This window comes from Brevundimonas vesicularis (assembly GCF_900445985.1).
Lineage (GTDB): Bacteria > Pseudomonadota > Alphaproteobacteria > Caulobacterales > Caulobacteraceae > Brevundimonas > Brevundimonas vesicularis_D.
Genome location: NZ_UAQP01000005.1, coordinates 1,010,420 through 1,029,159, shown reverse-complemented (window position 1 = coordinate 1,029,159; position 18,740 = coordinate 1,010,420). Strand labels below are relative to the sequence as shown.

The following is an 18,740-nucleotide window of genomic DNA, read 5'->3' as shown; positions in this document are numbered from 1 at the left end:
GGTCCGACCTAGAGGATTCAGGCGGCCTGCGCCACCGGCGCCTTGGCCCCGATCTTGATGGCCAGGTCATCGAAGGCGATCAGTTCGGCGGCGAGCGCCTCGAACTGGCTCAACGGCACCATGTTCGGACCGTCCGAGGGCGCATTGTCCGGATCCGGGTGGGTCTCCATGAAGACCGCGTCCACGCCGACCGCCACGGCGGCGCGGCCGAGCACCGGCACGAACTCGCGCTGGCCGCCCGATGACGCGCCCTGCCCGCCCGGCTGCTGGACGCTGTGGGTTGCGTCGAACACGACGGGGCAGCCGATCTCGCGCAGCACCGGAAGCGCTCTCATATCGCTGACCAGAGTATTGTAGCCAAAGCTGGCGCCGCGTTCACAGGCCATGACGTTGGGATTGCCGGCGCCAACCACCTTGGCGATCACGTTTTTCATGTCCCAGGGAGCCAGGAACTGACCCTTCTTGATGTTGATCGCCTTGCCGGTAGCGGCGGCGGCCAACAGCAGGTCGGTCTGGCGGCTGAGGAAGGCCGGGATTTGCAGTACATCGACGACCTCGCCGACCGGGCCACACTGAACCTCGGAGTGAACGTCTGTCAGGGTCGGCAGGCCGGTCACCTCGCGAATCTCGGCGAAGATCGGCATGGCGTCTTTCAGACCGATGCCCCGCGCGGCGCTGGCGCTGGTCCGGTTCGCCTTGTCGAAACTGGTCTTGTAGATGATGCCGACGTTCAACCGCTCGCCGATTTCCTTCAGGGCATGGGCTGTCTCCAGCGCGTGCTGGCGGCTCTCCATCTGGCAAGGACCGGCGATGAAAGCGATTCTTGCGCCGCCGCCGATGACGACAGGCGTCCGAAGACCTTCGGACAACGTAATGACAGCGTTGGGTCGGCTCACGAGGCGGCTCTTTCGACGTTCGGTGTTGTGGAGGCGGCTTTTGCCGCAGCTATTGGGCCATCAGGTGGCGCTCTTAAGGGATGAGCGCAAGTTATCACGGAGTTCGCCCGCGTGGCCACCAAACCTGTCATCCTGTGGTTTCGCCGCGATCTGCGACTGCATGACAATCCCGCCCTGAACCACGCGGCGGAGACGGGGCGGCCAATCCTGCCCGTCTATATTCTGGACGTGCATAGCGAACGGCCTATGGGCGCCGCGTCGCGCTGGTGGCTCGACAAGTCGTTGAGGGCGCTGGATGCGGCGCTTCAAGATCGCGGTTCGCGCCTGATTTTGCGCAAGGGCAATGCTCTGACCCAGCTTCAGGCGCTGATCGCCGAAACTGATGCCGACACCGTCTTCATGAACCGCCTGTTTGAACCTGAAGCGTTTGAGCACGACGCCGAAATCGCCCACACGCTCAAGGCGGATGGCGTCGAATGCCGTGGCTTCAATGGCGCCCTGCTCTGCCGCCCCGGAGATGTCCTGAACGGCTCGGGCCAACCGTACAAGGTCTTCACTCCGTTCTTGAGAGCCCTGCTGGCCACGGCCGAGGCGCCGGCTCACACAACGGGACCGCGCCAAATCCAGACGCCCGAAACGGCTCAATCCGACGACCTCGACAGCTGGGATCTGCACCCCCATCGTCCGGATTGGTCCAAAGGCTTCGACTGGACGCCGGGAGAAGACGGGGCCTCACAAGCCTTGTCCAGATTCATACCATCCGGACTGAAGACCTATGCCAAGGATCGAGACTTTCCCGACCGGCAAGGCGCCAACAGCCGCCTGTCGCCGCATCTTCACTGGGGCGAGATCAGCCCTTGGCGTGCAATAGACCGAGCCCAACAGGCAGCCAAAGACGGCAAGGTGTCATCGTCGGAGGCCGACAAATTCATTGCTGAGATCGGCTGGCGCGAGTTCTCCGCGCACCTGCTGCACCATTTTCCCTATCTTGCCGAGCGCGCGTTCCGTCCCGAATATGACGCCATGCCCTGGCGTAAGGACGACGCGAGCCTCAAGGCGTGGCGACAGGGACGGACCGGATACCCGTTGGTGGACGCCGGTATGCGCCAGCTTTGGACGACGGGGTGGATGCACAATAGGGTTCGGATGGTCGTCGCCTCCTTCCTGATCAAACATCTGCTGATCGACTGGCGCGAAGGCGAAGCCTGGTTCTGGGACACGCTGGTGGACGCTGACCGGGCCAGCAATGTACAAAACTGGCAGTGGGTCGCAGGCTCTGGCGCAGACGCCTCCCCCTTCTTCCGCATTTTCAATCCCATTACGCAGGGTGAAAAGTTTGATCCCGACGGCGGCTATGTGCGTCGGTGGGTGCCGGAACTTCGCCGCCTGCCTGACCGCTGGCTACAGTCGCCCTGGACCGCACCCGCTGAAGTGCTGCGTGACGCCGGAATCGTTCTAGGGCGCGATTACCCCAAACCGGTCGTCGAACATGAGAAGGGTCGCGCCCGGGCGCTCACTGCCCTGAAGACCGTTTCCGGTCGCGGCGACGACCACAGCGACCGTGATTGACCCCCTTTGTATTCCGCGTTGAAAGTCAAAAGATGAGCGTCGCACACGCCGATATCGAAGCCGTCGCCAGCCGAACACCGCGCGTGTTCGCCATGTTGCTGCGGCTCCTGGCTGCCAACTGGACCTTCGGCCGCTTGACGGTGCAACTGCCCAATGGCGAGACCCATGTGCTTCAAGGCAAGCAGCCGGGCCCCAGCGGCATGATGACGGTGCGCGACTACCGGTTCGCACGCCGCGTACTCGCGGCCGGCGATATCGGCTTCGCCGAAGGCTATATCGCGGGCGAGTGGGACAGTCCGCACCTGGCCGGTCTGCTCGAAACCTTGGTGGACAACTACGATCACATCCGGCGCCTGTTCGACGGCAACCTGATCATGTGGGTGGTCAACTGGCTGAGCCACCGTACCAATCGTAACAGCAAGACCGGATCGAAGAAAAACATCCACGCCCACTACGATCTGGGCAACGCCTTCTATTCCCAGTGGCTGGACGGCACGATGACCTATTCATCGGCCCGCTTCAGCCGTGATGGTGAGGCTCTGGAGACGGCGCAGCATGAGAAATACGCCGCCTTGGCCCGAATGATGGATCTTCGGCCAGGCATGTCGGTGCTGGAAATCGGCTGCGGCTGGGGCGGCTTCGCCGAGTTTGCGGCGCGTGAAGTCGGCGCCGACGTCACTGGGATTACGATCTCCAAAGAGCAGCACGATTTCGCTCGCCAGCGCATGTTTAACGCGGGGCTGAGCGATTGTGCCGATATTCAGCTCATCGACTACCGCGATGTGCAGGGTCGATTTGATCGGGTGGCGTCCATCGAGATGTTCGAGGCTGTGGGCATGGAGTACTGGCCCGCTTACTTCGGTAAGGTCCACGACGTCCTTCAACCTGGCGGCAAGGCCGGACTGCAGATCATCACGATCCAGGACGACCTGTTCGACGAATACAATGCCCGGACGGATTTTATCCAGAAGTACGTCTTCCCCGGCGGAATGCTGCCCTCCGAAGAACGGCTGGCGCCGGTCGTCTCGAAAGCCGGTCTGTCCTGGCAGTCGGTGGAACGGTTCGGCCTCGACTACGCTGCGACGCTAAAGCTTTGGGATGAGCGTTTCCAGGCGTCCTGGGGCGAGATCAGCAAGCTTTCCGGCTTTGACGAAAGATTCCGCCGGCTCTGGCACTTCTATCTGGCCTATTGCGAGGCTGGTTTCCGCTCTCACCGCACCGACGTCATCCAACTGAGCCTGTCTCGCCCATGAGCCCGCTGATTTCGACGACAGACCTTGCCGCGCGATTGGGCGCGCCTGATTTGCGAATCGTTGACGGCAGTTGGCATCTGGACGGCCGCGAGGCGCGCGCCGATTTCGAACGGGCCCATATCCCTGGCGCTGTGTTTTTCGATCTGGACGCGATGTCGGATCGAGACAGCGCCCTGCCCCACATGATGCCGACGCCAGAGGCTTTTGCGGCGCCGATCGGGGCGCTGGGCCTTTCCGTCGACGACCAAATCGTCGTCCATGATACAGCCGGATTGTTCTCGGCGGCGCGCGTCTGGTGGATGCTGAAGACGATGGGCGCGACAAGGGTCCAAGTGCTCGACGGCGGCCTGCCGCGCTGGCGTGACGACGGCCTGCCAACCGTCTCCGGGCCTTCAGTCGCAGATGCAAAAGACTTCCATGCCAAGATGGCGCCCGATGCTGTCGCCTCGTTGGATGACGTGCGCGTGGCCTTGGCCCAGGATGCCCAGGTCGTGGATGCGCGCGCCGCACCGCGTTTCAAAGGTGCGGTGCCCGAACCTCGCGCCGGTGTTCGCAGCGGCCATATGCCCGGCGCGCGCAATCTCCCCTATGGTCGCTTGCTAAACGACAATGGCACGATGAAGCGTGGCGCGGCCTTGGCGCAGGCCATTGCGGACGCTGGCGTGGATATCAGCCGACCCGTGATCACGACCTGCGGATCCGGAGTGACCGCCGCAATACTGACACTGGGCTTAGCCGAACTCGGTCGTCCGTCGCGGCTTTATGACGGCTCTTGGGCTGAATGGGGCGCCCGAACGGACACCCCCGTCGAAACCGGCTGAGATCAGGCCGGCGGGGCCACGGGGACGACATCGTCGGCGTCGATCGGCTCGTCTTCCTCGCCGCGCGAAACGACGGTGGCCAGAACCAGATCGCCCGTGACGTTCAGGGTTGTGCGGCACATGTCCAGAAAGCGGTCGACGCCCAGGATCAGTCCGATGCCCTCCGGCGGCACCTTCACCATCACGAGAATCATCGCCACGACCGGTAGCGAACCAGCCGGCACGCCTGCCGTACCGATGCCGCCAAGGATGCAGACCAGCATGACGATGATTTGCTGCGTGATCGTCAGGTCGATGCCGAAGAACTGGGCCAGAAACAGCACCGTCACGCCTTCGAACAGGGCCGTGCCGTTCTGATTGGCAGTGGCCCCGACCGTCAGGACGAAGCGGGCGATCTTGCGCGGCAGCTTCAGCTCCTGCTCGGCCGCCTTCAGCGACACCGGCAGAGACGCGTTGGATGAAGCGGTCGAGAAGGCCACCACCATCGGCTCGCGCACGCCCTTGAAGAAGGCGATCGGCGACCGCCCCCCCAGGATCCAGATCACCAGCGGATAGACGACGAACATGTGGATCGCCATCGCGCCCACCGCGACGCCGACATAGGCTGCCAGACGCACCAACAGGTCCCAACCGAACAGGGCCGCCAGGTTGAACATCAAGCAGGCGATGGCTATGGGGGCCAGTTTGATGAAGAGGTTGATCAGCTTCATCGTGACTTCGAACATGCCCTCGATGACCTGCTGCAAGCGGTCGGTCGCAGGCGACTTGGCCATCACCAGGCCGATGCCGAAGAACAGAGCGAACACCATCACCGGCAGGATCTGGTTCTCGGATGCAGCGGTGAAGACGTTCGATGGGATCAGATCCAGGAAGAAATCACCCAACTGGATGGTTTCGGGCGCGCCGCTGACGATGCCGGCGGCGCCGTCACGTCCCTGGTCCAGCAGTTGTTGCGCCAGCACCGGATCAACCCCGCGTCCCGGCTGGAACACATTGACCATCACCAGGCCGATAACCACGGCGATGCTGGACACCAGAATCGTCAACAACAGGGTCTTGATTCCCGCCCGTCCAAGCGAGCTCAGATCGCCCATCTCGGCCACCCCGACCACCAGGGCCGAGAACAGCAGCGGGATCACCATCATGAACAGCAGGCGCAGGAAGATCTGGCCCAGCGGTCCGGTGACGTTGTCCGTCAGCCAGACCACCCAGGCCGTATCCGCTCCCAGCGTCAGATTGACCAGCAATCCCCCGATCAGACCGACCGCGAAACCGATCAACATCAGCCAGTGCAGCGCAAGGCCGCCGCGTTTCGTCTCGGTCATCTGTCCCCCAGGAAGCGATGCAAGCGTCGGCGCTTATCGGATCGGCAGGCCATAGATCAAGCCGGCCGGGCGCGCGTTCCATTGTGCGTTCAAACCGCGCGCCAGGTCGAGCGCCGATTGCGATCCCAGATTTCGTTCGAATATCTCGCCATAATTCCCGACGGCTTCGACCGCGTCCTTGGCCCAATCGTCGGATAGACCCAGCATGGGGCCGAACTCGCCCTCGGCGCCCAAAAGACGCCGCACGCGCGGGTCCGTCGTCGTCTTGAACTGATCTTCGGCATTGGCCTTGGTGACCCCGAGTTCTTCGGCCAGCATCAGGGCGTTCAGGGTCCAGCGGACGGTAGAGGCCCAGCGTTCGTCGCCTGCCTTTACCACCGGCCCCAGCGGCTCCTTGGACGCCACGTCGGACAGGATCACATGTTCGTTGGGATTGGTCAGCACAGTCCGCGCGGCGGCTAGCGCAGAGATGTCGGCGCTGAACGCGTCGCAATCTTCACGGCCATAGGCGTCGCGCGCCGCTTCCTCCGTCTCGAACACGACGGGCCGATATTCGATGCCGCGAGACCGGAAATAGTCGGCGGCGTTGGCCTGGGACGTCGAACCCGACTGAACGCACACCCGCGCGCCCGTCAGTTCTGTCGCGCTGTTCAGGTTCAGCGAACGCCGGACCAGAAAGCCCTGGCCGTCGTAATAGTTGATTCCGGCGAACACGAAACCCTCGCCCGCGTCGCGGCTCATCGTCCAGGACGAGTTGCGCCAAAGCACATCGATCCGGCCGTCGTTCAGCGCCGTGAATCGATCCGATGCCGACAAAGGCACGAACCGTACCGCATCGGCATCGCCCAGCACCGCCGCCGCCGTCGCGCGACAGAAGTCCACGTCGAAGCCGCGCCACTGGCCGCGATTGTCGGTGTAGGCAAAGCCGACCAATCCCTGATGCACGCCGCAGTTCAGGCGACCGCGGCGTTTGATGGCGGCCAGCGTCGGGCTTTTTGCGACCGCAGTCGAGGACGCTTGCGCGGGCGTGGCGGGGCTGGTTTCCGGCGCAGGGCTGGCGTCCTTGCGCCCGCAAGCCGTCGTCATCAGCACAACGGTCATCGCTCCGATCGTCCAGCACCGCATCGCGTTTCTATCCCTCGCCGCTTGCGCCCCGCTGGCTTTAGAGGCCTTTAGGGACCGATCCGTAACCCATCGGAGGGGCCATGTCGCTGCTTTCGGACCGCACCCGCCTGATCGCCGCCGCCACGCGACGCGGCCAGGGGCGGCGCGGCGTCAATCCGCCGATCGAACGCGCCTCGACGATGTTGAGCGACAGCGCGGCCGTCATGCGCGACGAGACCGACGGGCCGACCTATGGGCTCAGCGGCGGCAGCGCCGCCCGCGATCTTCGCCGCGCACTGGCCGATCTGGAGGGGGCAAAGGACGCCTTTCTGGTTCCGTCGGGTCTTGCGGCCGTCACGGTTCCGCTGCTGGCGCTTTTGAGGCCGGGCGACGAGGTGATCACGACCGACGCCGTCTATGGTCCGACGCGCCGGTTCCTGAGCCGATATCAATCGGCCCGCGGCGTCACGACCCGCTTTTTGCCCGCAGACGCAGATGCGCAGACTGTTCTGGCCGCCATTGGCGAGCGCACGCGGCTGGTGCTGATGGAGTCGCCGGCCTCTCTCACATTCGAAATGGTCGATGTCGCTGTCGTGGCCCAGGCCTGCCGCGCACGAGGCGTCCTGACGGTGGTCGATAATACCTGGGCCGCCGGTCTGGCCTATCGTCCGCTGGCCCATGGCGTGGATGTCAGCGTTCAGGCCATCACCAAATATGTCGGCGGTCATTCGGACGTTCTGATGGGCAGTATTTCTTCGAACAATCCCGCCTGCCTGCGCGCCATCGGCGACGCCATCGAAGATCTCGGCTGGCATGTGTCGCCCGACGACGCCTGGCTGGCGCTGCGCGGCCTGCGGACTTTTCCGCTGCGGTATGCCGAACAGGCGCGGTCAGGCTTGATCGTTGCGGAATGGCTGCAAGCCCGGCCGGAGGTTTCCCGCGTCCTCTACCCGCCCCTGCCCGGCTCGATCGGCCATGACCTGTGGCGGCGAGATTTCACAGGCGCCGCGTCCCTGATGGGCGTGGTCACGAAGGGCGGCGACAGCGCGGCGGGTGAGGCGTTTCTGAACGCTCTGACCCTGTTCGGTCTGGGCTATTCCTGGGGCGGGTTCGAAAGCCTGATCACTCATGAGACCCATCAGATGGCCTACCGCAACCATCCGCCCGCGCTTGAGGGCGAACTGATCCGACTGCATGTCGGTCTTGAAGATCCTGCGGACCTCATCGCCGATCTGGAGCAGGGCCTTGCCGCCTTCACCGCCGCACTCACGGTTCCTTAAGCGCCGCAATGGACTGTACGCTCGTGCGTGAACCGCCCGTTCAGACCACGGATGATTCTCCGCCGCTGTGGGAACAGTGGGCGGCCGGCTTTGTCGTCTTCATGCTGACCGGCGCCCTGATCGCGCCCGTCATCGCGCCGACCCAAGTCGAGACGCCGATCCTGCGGTTCATCTGGTTGCCGGTATATGCCGTCATTGCCGGCCTGATCGTCTTTCGCTTCGATAAGGTCGTCCGCGCCTGGCCCGCTTGGCTAATGATGTTCGCCCTGGTCGCCCTGTGTTTCGTCTCGAAATATTGGTCCATCGACCCCGAGGTCACTGAACGCCGCGTCATCGCCATGGCGATCAACAGCGCCTTCGCCATCTATCTGGGCACCCGGTTCCGAGACGACGCCCTGCCGCGCGTCCTGATGTACACCTGTCTGGTGATGGCGGTCGGCAGCCTGATCATGGTGTTCGGCTATCCGAAAGTCGGTGTGCACCAGTTCGACAACGCCGGCCTGTGGCGCGGCCTGTGGTACGAGAAGAACCAGATGGGGCTTGTGATGGTGGTGGGCGCCGTCTCCGCCGCAGCGACCCTGGCCGCCGATCATATCGCGGGCCGCAGCCACCGGTTCTGGATCTGCCTTCTGACATTGGGCCTGACCACGCTCCTGGTGCTCGCCACCCAATCCAAGACATCGCTTCTATGCTGGGGCCTGGGCTTGGGCATGATCGGCGGATGGTGGGCGTTGAAACAGGGCGGCGCCGTCATCACCGTCATCGGCATTTGGCTGGCCGTCATCCTTGCGGCGGTCGCAACCTGGCTGTGGAGCACCGACTCCGCCGCAATCCTCGAGGCGCTGGGCAAGGATCCGTCGCTGACAGGCCGCACCCTGATCTGGGAAGCCCTTATGCGGAAGGTTGCAGACCGCCCTTGGACGGGATACGGCTTCAGCGCCTTCTGGGGCGTGGACTCGATCCCCGCGCGCGAAATCCGCATCGAGACCCAATGGCCCGTCCCCTCCGCTCACAACGGCTGGATCGACCTTCTCGTGCAGCTGGGCTGGCCCGGTGCGGTGGCTGTGGGCGCCGTCATGGCGATCTCTGCGATCTTCGTCATCGCGCGCACGAACGGGCTCGGTGCGCGCGAAGGCTATTGGAGCATCGCCTATCTGTCCGCCTTCACCGCCTTGAGCCTTTCAGAGAGCGTCCTGCTGACCCACGCCAACCTGCCGTGGATTCTGATGCTGGCGATTATGGCCCGCGCCGTGACCTTTGATCCGGCCCCGGTTCGTGCGCCGCTTGCTCGACCGGCCTCACGGGCCTACCAGACCCGGTCCCGAATCGCCTCAGACTATATGAATGGCCGCCGACCTCTTCGCTTTTGACGACGAACCCGAAGCTCGCAAACCCGAGCCGCCCAAGCCAGTTGTGGCGACCCCGCCTGCGGCTGCGCCCACTGTTGTCCCAACGCCCACGCCGCCTCCTGTTCAGGCAACGGCCACGACGGCGGCCGCCACCGGCTATTCCGCCTCCTCTATTGAGGTGCTGGAAGGGCTCGAACCCGTTCGCAAACGCCCCGGCATGTATATCGGCGGCACCGACGAGCGCGCCCTGCACCACCTCTTCGCTGAAGTCCTGGACAACGCCATGGACGAAGCGGTGGCCAAACATGCCAAGCTGATCACCGTCGATCTGGACGCCGACGGCTATTTGTCGGTGCGCGACGACGGACGCGGCATTCCGGTGGACCCCCACCCCAAACACCCCGGCAAGTCGGCGCTGGAAGTCGTCATGACCGTCCTCCACTCCGGCGGCAAGTTTTCCGGAAAAGCCTATGAAACCTCAGGCGGTTTGCATGGCGTCGGTGTCTCGGTCGTCAACGCCTTGAGCGAAAGCGTCGAGGTCACGGTCTGGCGCGACGGTTTCGAATGGAAGCAGGCCTTTAGCCGGGGCCACGTCTTGGCCCCGATCCAGCAGATCAGTCCGTCCAAAAAGCGCGGCACCCTGATCCGCTTCAAGCCCGACGACGAAATCTTCGGCATGGGCGCGGCCTTCAAGCCGGCGCGCCTGTTCCGCATGGCGCGGTCAAAAGCCTATCTGTTCCGGGGCGTCGAAATCCGCTGGACTTGCGCGCCCGAGCGGATCACCGACGCCACTCCCGCCCAAGCCAGTCTGCATTTCCCCGGCGGCCTGGCCGACGCCCTGATCGACCGTATCGGTCAGCTGGAAACCGTCACCCCGACCTTCGCCGGCCGCGCCGAGCGTCAAGGCGAAGCGGGCGCCTTCGAATGGGCCGTCACCTGGTCGCCGATCGGCTTTGGCGAGTCGGACGGCTTCATCCAGTCCTACTGCAACACCGTCTCCACGCCCGATGGCGGCACGCACGAGGCCGGGTTCCGCGCCGCCCTGGTCAAGGGTCTGAAATCCTACGGTGAACTGACCAACGAGAAGCGCGCCGCGATCATCACGGCCGAGGACGTCATCGCCAATGCCGGCGCCCTGATCAGCGTCTTCATCCGCAATCCCGAATTCCAGGGCCAGACCAAGGACCGTCTGTCCTCGCCCGAGGGTGCGCGCATCGTGGAGCAGTTGCTCCGCGACCCGCTGGACCACTGGCTGACCGAGAGCCCCAAACAGGCCAACGCCCTGCTGGGCTTCGTCGTCGATCGCGCCGAGGATCGGCTGCGACGCCGTAAGGACAAGGAAGTTCAACGCGCCGCCGCCACCCGCAAGCTGCGCCTGCCCGGCAAGCTTTCGGACTGCAGCCGTCAGTCGGCTCAAGGCACCGAACTCTTCATCGTCGAAGGCGATTCGGCCGGCGGCTCAGCCAAACAGGCGCGCGACCGCACGACCCAGGCGATCCTGCCCCTGCGCGGCAAAATCCTGAACGTCGCGTCCGCCACCGCCGACAAGCTGCGCGCCAACGTCGAACTGTCCGACCTGGCCCTGGCCCTGGGCGTCCAGCCCGGCAACCGGTTCAACATCGATGACCTGCGCTACGAGCGGATCGTCATCATGACCGACGCCGACGTGGACGGCGCCCACATCGCGGCCCTGCTGATCACCTTCTTCTACCGCGTCATGCCCGAGACGATCCGTCAGGGCCGGGTGTTCATGGCTCTTCCGCCGCTCTATCGCATCAGCGCCGGCCCCTTGAGCGAATATGCCCGTGATGACGCCCACCGTGACGAGCTGCTGGCGACCGTGTTCAAAGGCAAAAAGACCGAGATCGGCCGGTTCAAGGGTCTCGGCGAAATGATGGCCTCCCAGCTCAAGGAGACCACTATGGATCCGAAGAAGCGCACCCTCGCGCGGATCACGGTGCCCGACGCTGAGGCCAGCATCGAAGATCTGGTCGAACGCCTGATGGGCAAGCGCGCCGACGCCCGCTTCCAGTTCATTCAGGAGAACGCCCAGTTCGTGAAAGAAGAACTCGACGTCTAACGGCCTCGCGGCCCTTCCAACGCACGGCGACGCCTGACAAAAGGGGGCATGCAGACGCTCGCCCCCTCCGCCGCCGTGCTTGACGAACTGAAGGCCGTGCTCGGACCAGGCGGCTGGACTCAGGATCCCGAGGTCATCGCGCCGTCGCTGACCGAATGGCGCAACCGCTGGACCGGCAACACGCCGATCCTGCTGACACCTCGTTCGACGGATGAGGTTGCGCGCGCTGTGACGATCTGCGCTCGAGAGGGCGTCGGCATCACGCCCCAAGGCGGCGGCACCGGCTTGGTCGGCGGCCAGATCCCCTTCGGCGAGGTCCTGCTGTCGACCCGCAAGATGCGCGCCGTCCGCGATGTGACTCCGCTTGACGACGCCATGACGGTCGAAGCCGGCCTGACCCTGCTGGAGGCGCAGCAGGCGGCGACAGCGGCCGGCCGCTATTTCCCGCTCAGTCTTGCAGCCGAGGGCTCAGCCACCATTGGCGGCGTCATCTCCACCAACGCCGGGGGCACCCAGGTTCTTCGCTACGGCATGATGCGCGACCTGGTGCTGGGCCTTGAGGCGGTCATGCCCAACGGCGAAATCTTCCGGGGCCTGAAGCGTCTGCGCAAGGACAACACCGGCTACGACCTGAAACAGCTGCTGATCGGCGCCGAGGGTACATTGGGCGTCGTCACTGCCGCCACGCTGAAACTCTTCCCCATCATGCGCTCGCGCGCCGTCGCGGTGGTCGGGCTGGAAACCGCCGCCGCCTCCGTCGAACTGCTCGCCCGCGCTAAGGCCGAGACGGGCGGCGGGGTCGAAGCCTTCGAACTGATGAAGCGCCTCGGGATGGAACTGGTCCTCAAGAACATCCCCGACACCCGCGAGCCGCTGGACTCGACGCCCGAGTGGTATGTCCTGATCGAGATCGCCTCCGGCACGCCCGGCGGCGCCGAGGGCCAGATGGAGGCGTTGCTCGAGGTTGCCTTCGAGGAAGGCCTGATCACCGACGCCGCCATCGCCCAGAACGACGCACAGCGCGCCGCCTTCTGGCGTCTGCGTGAAGAACATTCGGCGGCTCTGAAGCCCGAGGGCGGCGGCTGGAAACACGACGTCTCCGTCCCCATCAGCCGCATCGCCGATTTCATTGACGAAGCCTCGGCCGCCGTCGAACGCTTCCACCCCGGCGCCCGCATCTCGGTCTTCGGCCATGTCGGCGACGGCAATCTGCACTATGACATCCTGCCGGGCGTCGGTCAGGACATCCCCGCCTTCATCGGCCGCTGGAAGGAAGGCTCGCAAGTGGTTCACGACGTTGTCGGAACCTACGACGGCTCCATCTCGGCTGAACACGGGCTGGGCCGGCTGAAAACCGAAGAGGTCAAGCGCTACAAGTCCCCGCTCGAGATCGAAACCATGGCCGCCATCCGCCGCGCCATCGATCCCAAGCGGATCATGAACCCGTCGGTCCTGTTCTAGAACCGACGGCGGGCCGCCTATCTGAACTTCCGCAGGCCTCTTGGTCCCTGACGACCGGCGCCTGCGCGTTTGCCCAGCCAGTCTTTCCAGTCGGGCCAGTTGCGACGACGTCCGCCGCCATCGGCCCATTCCGGTCCAGTCTCGGCGTTGAAGACGGTGATGTCGGCGAGGCCGCCCTGTTTGAAGCTTTGCAGCTTTACACCCTTGCCACGTCCCATTTCGGGCAGTTCGGCGAGAGGGAAGATCAGCGTCTTGATGTTCTCGCCGATGGTCGCGACGTGATCGCCGGTCACCCGCAGCACCGCCAGCATTTCGCCGTTCAGTACCTGCTTGCCGCCGCGCTTCTGCGCCAGCGTGTCGTCTTCCGGCGCGATGAAGCCATATCCGGCCTTGGATGCGATCAGCAGCTTGCCGCCCGGCTGGTGCGCCAGGACGTTGATGATTTCGGCCTTCTCGTCCAGATCGATCATCAGGCGCAGCGGCTCGCCGTGGCCGCGTCCGGACGCCAGCTTGTCCGCGCCAATGGTGAAGATGCGCCCGTCCGACGCCGCCACCAATAGCTTGTCGGTCGTATAGGCCGGGACGAGGTAGGCAAGTTGGTCGCCTTCCTTGAACTTCAGCTCCGACGGATCCTCAACCTTGCCCTTTGCGGCGCGGATCCAGCCGCGTTCCGACAGGATGACGGTGATCGCTTCGCGCGGAATGAAGGCCTCGGGCGCGACGAAGGCGGACGTATCAACCGCCTCGGCGATAGTGGTCCGGCGCGGCGAGATCAGCGCCTTGCGCACCGCCTCCAGCTCATTGGAGATCGCCTTCCATTGCTTGCCTTCCGAAGACGTCAGCGCCTTCAGATTGGCAAGTTCTTCCGACAGAGCATTGAATTCCTTCTCGATCGTCATCTCTTCCAGACGCGCCAACTGACGCAGTCGGGTGTCGAGGATGAAGTCGGCCTGAACCTCCGTCAGGCCGAACCGTGCGATCAGGACGGCCTTCGGCTGCTCCTCCTCACGGACGATGCGGATCACCTCGTCCAGGTTCAGGAAGACGATGCGCAGGCCTTCCAGCAGATGTAGACGCTTTTCGACCCGCTCGATCCGCCATTGGGAACGGCGGTTCAGCACTTCGCGGCGGTGATCCAGGAAGGCGCGCAGGCAGTCTTTCAGACCCATGACGCGCGGCGTGCCGCTTGCGTCCAGCACGTTCATGTTGATCGGGAAGCGGACCTCCAGATCGGACAGTTTGAACAGGCTTTCCATCAGCATTTCAGGCTCGATGGTGCGGTTCTTGGGCTCCAGGATCAGGCGGATGTCTTCGGCCGATTCGTCGCGCACATCGCCCAGCAGAGGCGCCTTCTTGTGCTCGATCAGATCCGCCAGCGCCTCGATCAGTCGCGACTTCTGCACCTGATAGGGCATTTCAGTGACGATGATCCGCCACACGCCGCGCCCCAGATCCTCGGTCTCCCAGCGCGCCCGCAGACGCACCCCGCCGCGCCCCGTCTCATAGGCGTCCAGGATGGAGGCATGGCCTTCAACCGCAACGCCGCCGGTCGGGAAGTCGGGACCCGGCACATGCTGGACCAGGTCTTCGGTCGTCGCGTCCGGCCGTTCCAGCAGCAGCTGGCAGGCGTCGATCAGTTCGCCGACATTGTGCGGCGGGATCGAGGTGGCCATGCCGACTGCGATGCCGGACGAACCATTGGCCAGCAGATTCGGGAAGCCGGCGGGCAGGACGATCGGCTCTTCGTCCTGATCATCGTAGGTGGGCCGGAAATCAACAGCGTCCTGATCAATGCCATCCAGCAGCAGGACGGCGGCGGGCGTCAGCTTGCACTCGGTGTAGCGCATAGCCGCGGCGCTATCGCCGTCAATATTGCCGAAGTTCCCCTGACCGTCGACCAACGGATAACGCTGGGCGAAATCTTGGGCCAGGCGCACCAGGGCCTCATAGATCGAGGCGTCGCCGTGGGGGTGGTATCCGCCCATCACCTCGCCGACCACCTTGGCGCATTTGCGCGCCGCCGCCTGCGGGTTCAGCCGCATCTGATGCATGGCGTAGAGGATGCGTCGGTGCACGGGTTTGAAACCGTCACGCACGTCCGGCAGCGCGCGATTGGTGATGGTCGACAGGGCGTAGGCCAGATAGCGGCGGCTGAGGGCCGTCTCCATCGGCTCGTCGATGATGCGGCCGCCTTCCGGCGGCGGGGCGTGGATCGTCATGGCTCTGCGAATCGGGGATCGGAAGCGGGAAGTCTAGCCCGTAAGGCGCCAGATTGGGGGATAAGCGCGCTGGGGGAGTCACCAAACCGCTCCGCCGTGCGTATGTGAGACACACACCCTCGTCAGGCCGCGCCATGATCCTGTTCCTACTCTCCTATCTCGCCGGCGTTCTGACCATCGTCAGTCCCTGCATCCTGCCGGTTTTGCCCTTCGTCTTTGCGCGGGCTGATCGGCCGTTCATCCGCAACGGTCTGCCGTTGTTGGTCGGGATGGCCGTGACCTTCGCGGGCGTAGCGACGCTGGCGGCGCTGGGCGGCGGCTGGGCGGTGCGGGCCAATGAGGTCGGGCGCTGGATCGCCTTGGCCGTCATGGCTGTGCTGGGCGTCAGCCTGCTGTTTCCGGCCGTGGGCGATCGCCTGATGCGGCCGTTCGTGGCTGCGGGATCCTGGCTGACCGATCGCGCCGAGCGCCAGGGCGGCGATCAAGGTGACGTGCGCTCGTCGCTGCTGCTCGGCGTCGCGACGGGACTGCTTTGGGCGCCGTGCGCCGGACCCATTCTGGGCGTGATCCTGACGGGCGCAGCGCTGCAAGGAGCAGGCGTCGGAACGACGGTTTTGCTGCTGGCCTATGCAGCAGGCGCGGCGACGTCGCTGGGTTTGGCCCTGTTGGTCGGCGGTCGCGTGTTCAAGGCCATGAAGGGCGCGTTGGGCGTCGGCGAATGGGCGCGGCGCGGCCTGGGCGTGCTGGTGCTGATCGGCGTGGTCATCATCGGCCTGGGTGCGGACACGGGACTGTTGACCCGAATTTCGGCCGCCAGCACGGGCCGGATCGAACAGGCGCTGCTGGGCGGGATCGGGCGCGGCATGCCGACGAACCAGGCCCCGGCCGATCTGGCCAATCTGCCGGTCGAAGGGGTGATGCCGCCGCTGACCGGGGCGACGACTTGGATCAACACCCCGCCGCTCACGACCGAGCAGCTGAAGGGCAAGGTGGTGGTGGTCGATTTCTGGACCTACTCCTGCATCAACTGCATCCGCTCCATCCCCTACGTCCGCGCCTGGGCCGAGAAGTACAAGAACCAGGGTCTGGTGGTGATCGGCGTCCACACGCCCGAGTTCGCCTTCGAAAAATCCGAGGCCAACGTTCGCCAGAACATCCAGCGGCTCGGCATCACCTATCCGGTCGCCATGGATAATGAGTTCGCCATCTGGCGGGCGTTCAAGAACCAGTATTGGCCCGCCCACTATTTCATCGACGCCAATGGGCAGATCCGTCACCACCATTTCGGCGAAGGGGACTATGCGGGCTCCGAACGCGTGATTCAGCAACTTCTGAAGGAAGCGGGCGCCGCGAACGTCGCCAGCAACGTCGTCACAGTCCAGGCTCAGGGCGCAGAGGCCGCCGCCGACATGGCCCAGGTCGAATCGCCGGAGACGTACGTCGGCTATGGCCGCGCCGAGAACTTCCGCTCTCCCGGCGGCTTGGCCAACGACGTAATCAAGGACTATGTCGCCGCGCCGCTGAAACTGAACGATTGGAGCCTGTCGGGCCGCTGGCGCGTGACGCGTGAGCATGCCGACCTGCAGACCGCTGGCGGCCGTATCGCCTTCCGCTTCAAGGCGCGCGATCTCCATCTGGTCATGGGGCCCAGCAAGCCGGGCGCACCCGTCCGATTCCGCGTCCGGATCGATGGCGCGGCGCCGGGCGCGAACGCCGGCAGCGACATCGACGCCCAAGGCCTTGGCCGTGTTGACGGCGAGCGGCTGTACCAACTGGTCCGTCAAACGGGCGCGGTGCGCGAACGGACGTTCGAGATCGAGTTCCTGGATCCCGGCGTTCAAGTCTTCGCCTTCACTTTCGGCTAGAGGCGGCCGGCGTCGCCCAGCTTGTCCAGCATCCACACGCGCGCAGGCGGCAGGGGTTTGTTCTGCGGATGGAAGACGAACTGCTCCAGGAAATGCCCCGTCAGGTCGAACCCGGCCCGGACGTCGCCCTCGATCAGACCGGATTGCGCGCCCAGCATGAAGGGCGGCAGGGTCAGCATCTTGTCGGCATAGGGGGCGCCGGCGCCGCGGCTGACCGCCCGGCCGGTGCGAGGACTGACGTAGATCAAGTCGTCGGCCGTGCCGGTCGCGGCGCATTTCGACAGGTCCAGGCCAAAGCCCAGATCTTCCAGCAGCCCCGCCTCGAACCGCACGAAAATCGCAGGCCAGACCGCAGGCATTTCGAACGCCGCCATCAGCGCCTCGAACGCCAGAAAGACGCCGGGATGCGGCTCACGCTCCGGCAACGCCCCTTGGGTCACGCCTGCCGCCGCCGCCAGTCCGGTCAGCGCCAATGCGTCGTCGAACAGGGCGCTGGGCCCCTCGCCTACCGGCTCCAGCCGCGCAGCGCCGAGGTGATCCGAGGTGCGGGCGCGGTAATCGGCCACGACCCGCGCGCCCGCCTGCAGGAACGACTTCATCTTGCGTGACGCGCCGCCCGCCACATAGGCAGAGCGCCTGCCGTGGTTCTCGGTCAGCAGATCGACCACAGCGCCCGTGTCGCCGTGGCTGCGCGCCGACAGGACGAACGCCTCTTCGTGGAAATCCATGGCCACGGCTTAGCGTGGCCCCACGAGGTTGGCCATACGTTCTGCCTCAATGGGCGGGCGCCGCCTCACCTTTGATCAGGGCGACGACCTCATCAGCTTTATCGTTGGGCACCGCGAGGCTCAGCACATATTGCTCGATTTTCCAGCCGTCATCGGTCAGGCGCATGACGCCCGAGCCGCGCGTCTCGCCATAGGACGGACTGGCTAGCTTCTCTTCGAACCAGGCGATGCAGCGGCAGTCGATCGGGGCGATGGTGATGGTGATGGTTCGGGACGTCGCTGGAAACGACCAGGCGCTGTCGTGTTTGAACCACGGCTCGGCGAAGGCGCGGAACTGGGCCATCGTCCAATGCTCGTTTGCGTCCGTACCGACGAAGCGCGCATCGGGGGCGAACAGGCTGAAATAGGTCGCTTCGTCGGCGGTGGACGAGGCCTGATTGAGGCGATCCAACACCGACGCCACCTGCGCCTCAGCGGTCGGGGCCGACGTCGCGGCTTGCGACAGTGCCAGGGCGGCGATCAAGGCGGTGAACATGGCGATCTCCCTTCGTCAGTCAGGAAGGTGCAGCTCCCACCGTCCCGCCGCAAGCGGCAATCGGGCGCCTAGTCTCCGCTTTTTAGAACGGGATAGGTTTCCGGCTTCAGCGGTCCCGGCCCGAGTTCCCAATAGATCCAGCTTTCCGCCGGCATGATAAGAGTTTCCATCGGCGGACCTTTTCGCGGGCTTCCCGCTGACCGATGCTCGCATCCTGCGTTCCCGCCTTGATCAAGATCATGGACGGCGTCCATG

At 64.8% G+C, this 18,740-nt stretch carries 14 protein-coding genes; 8 read left to right on the top strand and 6 right to left on the bottom strand.

The genetic code is table 11. The annotated features are described in order from the left end of the window. Window positions 1-17: 17 nt before the first annotated feature. Window positions 18-896, bottom strand: a complete 879-nt coding sequence (gene kdsA / locus DT343_RS05090) for a 3-deoxy-8-phosphooctulonate synthase (protein WP_181669120.1) — start codon at window positions 894-896, stop codon at window positions 18-20. A gap of 111 nt (window positions 897-1,007) precedes the next feature. Here kdsA and DT343_RS05085 point away from each other — a divergent pair, with 111 nt between their 5' ends. Genes DT343_RS05085 through sseA form a run of 3 tightly spaced genes read left to right on the top strand, consistent with a single transcriptional unit; the run spans window position 1,008 to window position 4,539 of the window. Continuing rightward, window positions 1,008-2,465: a cryptochrome/photolyase family protein gene (locus DT343_RS05085; RefSeq protein WP_112861994.1), complete on the top strand. Its 1,458-nt coding sequence runs from the start codon at window positions 1,008-1,010 to the stop codon at window positions 2,463-2,465. A 32-nt stretch (window positions 2,466-2,497) separates the two neighbouring features. Further along, window positions 2,498-3,718: an SAM-dependent methyltransferase gene (locus tag DT343_RS05080; RefSeq protein ID WP_112861993.1), complete on the top strand. Its 1,221-nt coding sequence runs from the start codon at window positions 2,498-2,500 to the stop codon at window positions 3,716-3,718. Beyond that, entirely contained in the window at window positions 3,715-4,539 is an 825-nt protein-coding gene (gene sseA / locus DT343_RS05075; RefSeq protein ID WP_112861992.1) for a 3-mercaptopyruvate sulfurtransferase, read from the top strand. The genes DT343_RS05080 and sseA overlap by 4 nt, the downstream gene beginning before the upstream one ends. A gap of 2 nt (window positions 4,540-4,541) precedes the next feature. On the opposite strand, the gene DT343_RS05070 is transcribed toward sseA, so the two are convergent. Together DT343_RS05070 and DT343_RS05065 are read right to left on the bottom strand one after the other, a co-directional pair. Beyond that, on the bottom strand, window positions 4,542-5,864 hold the full coding sequence (locus DT343_RS05070; RefSeq protein ID WP_066628371.1) for a dicarboxylate/amino acid:cation symporter: 1,323 nt from the start codon (window positions 5,862-5,864) through the stop codon (window positions 4,542-4,544). Window positions 5,865-5,897: 33 nt separating this feature from the next. After that, complete coding sequence (locus tag DT343_RS05065) at window positions 5,898-6,965, bottom strand: amino acid ABC transporter substrate-binding protein (RefSeq protein WP_220116467.1); 1,068 nt, start codon at window positions 6,963-6,965, stop codon at window positions 5,898-5,900. A gap of 104 nt (window positions 6,966-7,069) precedes the next feature. Between DT343_RS05065 and metC the strand changes: the two genes are divergently transcribed. The 4 genes from metC to DT343_RS05045 are packed head-to-tail and all read left to right on the top strand — an operon-like array spanning window position 7,070 to window position 13,138. Continuing rightward, on the top strand, window positions 7,070-8,248 hold the full coding sequence (gene metC, locus DT343_RS05060) for a cystathionine beta-lyase (RefSeq protein ID WP_112861991.1): 1,179 nt from the start codon (window positions 7,070-7,072) through the stop codon (window positions 8,246-8,248). 23 nt (window positions 8,249-8,271) lie between these two features. Beyond that, on the top strand, window positions 8,272-9,618 hold the full coding sequence (locus DT343_RS05055; protein ID WP_112861990.1) for an O-antigen ligase family protein: 1,347 nt from the start codon (window positions 8,272-8,274) through the stop codon (window positions 9,616-9,618). Next, on the top strand, window positions 9,593-11,677 hold the full coding sequence (locus DT343_RS05050) for a DNA topoisomerase IV subunit B (RefSeq protein ID WP_112861989.1): 2,085 nt from the start codon (window positions 9,593-9,595) through the stop codon (window positions 11,675-11,677). Before DT343_RS05055 ends, DT343_RS05050 begins: the two co-directional genes overlap by 26 nt. Before the next feature lie 48 nt (window positions 11,678-11,725). Next, window positions 11,726-13,138, top strand: coding sequence for an FAD-binding oxidoreductase (locus DT343_RS05045; RefSeq protein ID WP_112861988.1), 1,413 nt, complete (start codon window positions 11,726-11,728; stop codon window positions 13,136-13,138). A 17-nt stretch (window positions 13,139-13,155) separates the two neighbouring features. On the opposite strand, the gene parC is transcribed toward DT343_RS05045, so the two are convergent. Further along, the gene (gene parC / locus DT343_RS05040; RefSeq protein WP_112861987.1) at window positions 13,156-15,357 is read right to left on the bottom strand and encodes a DNA topoisomerase IV subunit A; all 2,202 of its coding nucleotides are present in this window, start codon (window positions 15,355-15,357) and stop codon (window positions 13,156-13,158) included. 134 nt (window positions 15,358-15,491) lie between these two features. Between parC and DT343_RS05035 the strand changes: the two genes are divergently transcribed. Beyond that, a complete protein-coding gene (locus DT343_RS05035) occupies window positions 15,492-17,222 on the top strand; it encodes a cytochrome c biogenesis protein DipZ (protein ID WP_112861986.1) in 1,731 nt (576 codons plus the stop codon). On the opposite strand, the gene recO is transcribed toward DT343_RS05035, so the two are convergent. After that, complete coding sequence (gene recO / locus DT343_RS05030; protein ID WP_112861985.1) at window positions 17,219-17,950, bottom strand: DNA repair protein RecO; 732 nt, start codon at window positions 17,948-17,950, stop codon at window positions 17,219-17,221. The two genes, DT343_RS05035 and recO, sit on opposite strands and share 4 nt — an antisense overlap. A 46-nt stretch (window positions 17,951-17,996) precedes the next feature. Continuing rightward, window positions 17,997-18,485: a nuclear transport factor 2 family protein gene (locus DT343_RS05025; protein ID WP_112861984.1), complete on the bottom strand. Its 489-nt coding sequence runs from the start codon at window positions 18,483-18,485 to the stop codon at window positions 17,997-17,999. Window positions 18,486-18,740: the final 255 nt, after the last annotated feature.

Excerpts from the sequence above, each read along its gene's own strand:
- parC (WP_112861987.1), bottom strand. The coding sequence starts at position 15,357 with ATGACGATCCACGCCCCGCCGCCGGAAGGCGGCCGCATCATCGACGAG.
- metC (WP_112861991.1), top strand. The coding sequence starts at position 7,070 with ATGTCGCTGCTTTCGGACCGCACCCGCCTGATCGCCGCCGCCACGCGA.
- DT343_RS05045 (WP_112861988.1), top strand. The coding sequence starts at position 11,726 with ATGCAGACGCTCGCCCCCTCCGCCGCCGTGCTTGACGAACTGAAGGCC.
- DT343_RS05035 (WP_112861986.1), top strand. The coding sequence starts at position 15,492 with ATGATCCTGTTCCTACTCTCCTATCTCGCCGGCGTTCTGACCATCGTC.
- DT343_RS05050 (WP_112861989.1), top strand. The coding sequence starts at position 9,593 with ATGGCCGCCGACCTCTTCGCTTTTGACGACGAACCCGAAGCTCGCAAA.
- DT343_RS05070 (WP_066628371.1), bottom strand. The coding sequence starts at position 5,864 with ATGACCGAGACGAAACGCGGCGGCCTTGCGCTGCACTGGCTGATGTTG.
- sseA (WP_112861992.1), top strand. The coding sequence starts at position 3,715 with ATGAGCCCGCTGATTTCGACGACAGACCTTGCCGCGCGATTGGGCGCG.
- DT343_RS05065 (WP_220116467.1), bottom strand. The coding sequence starts at position 6,965 with ATGACCGTTGTGCTGATGACGACGGCTTGCGGGCGCAAGGACGCCAGC.
- DT343_RS05080 (WP_112861993.1), top strand. The coding sequence starts at position 2,498 with ATGAGCGTCGCACACGCCGATATCGAAGCCGTCGCCAGCCGAACACCG.
- DT343_RS05025 (WP_112861984.1), bottom strand. The coding sequence starts at position 18,485 with ATGTTCACCGCCTTGATCGCCGCCCTGGCACTGTCGCAAGCCGCGACG.
- recO (WP_112861985.1), bottom strand. The coding sequence starts at position 17,950 with ATGGATTTCCACGAAGAGGCGTTCGTCCTGTCGGCGCGCAGCCACGGC.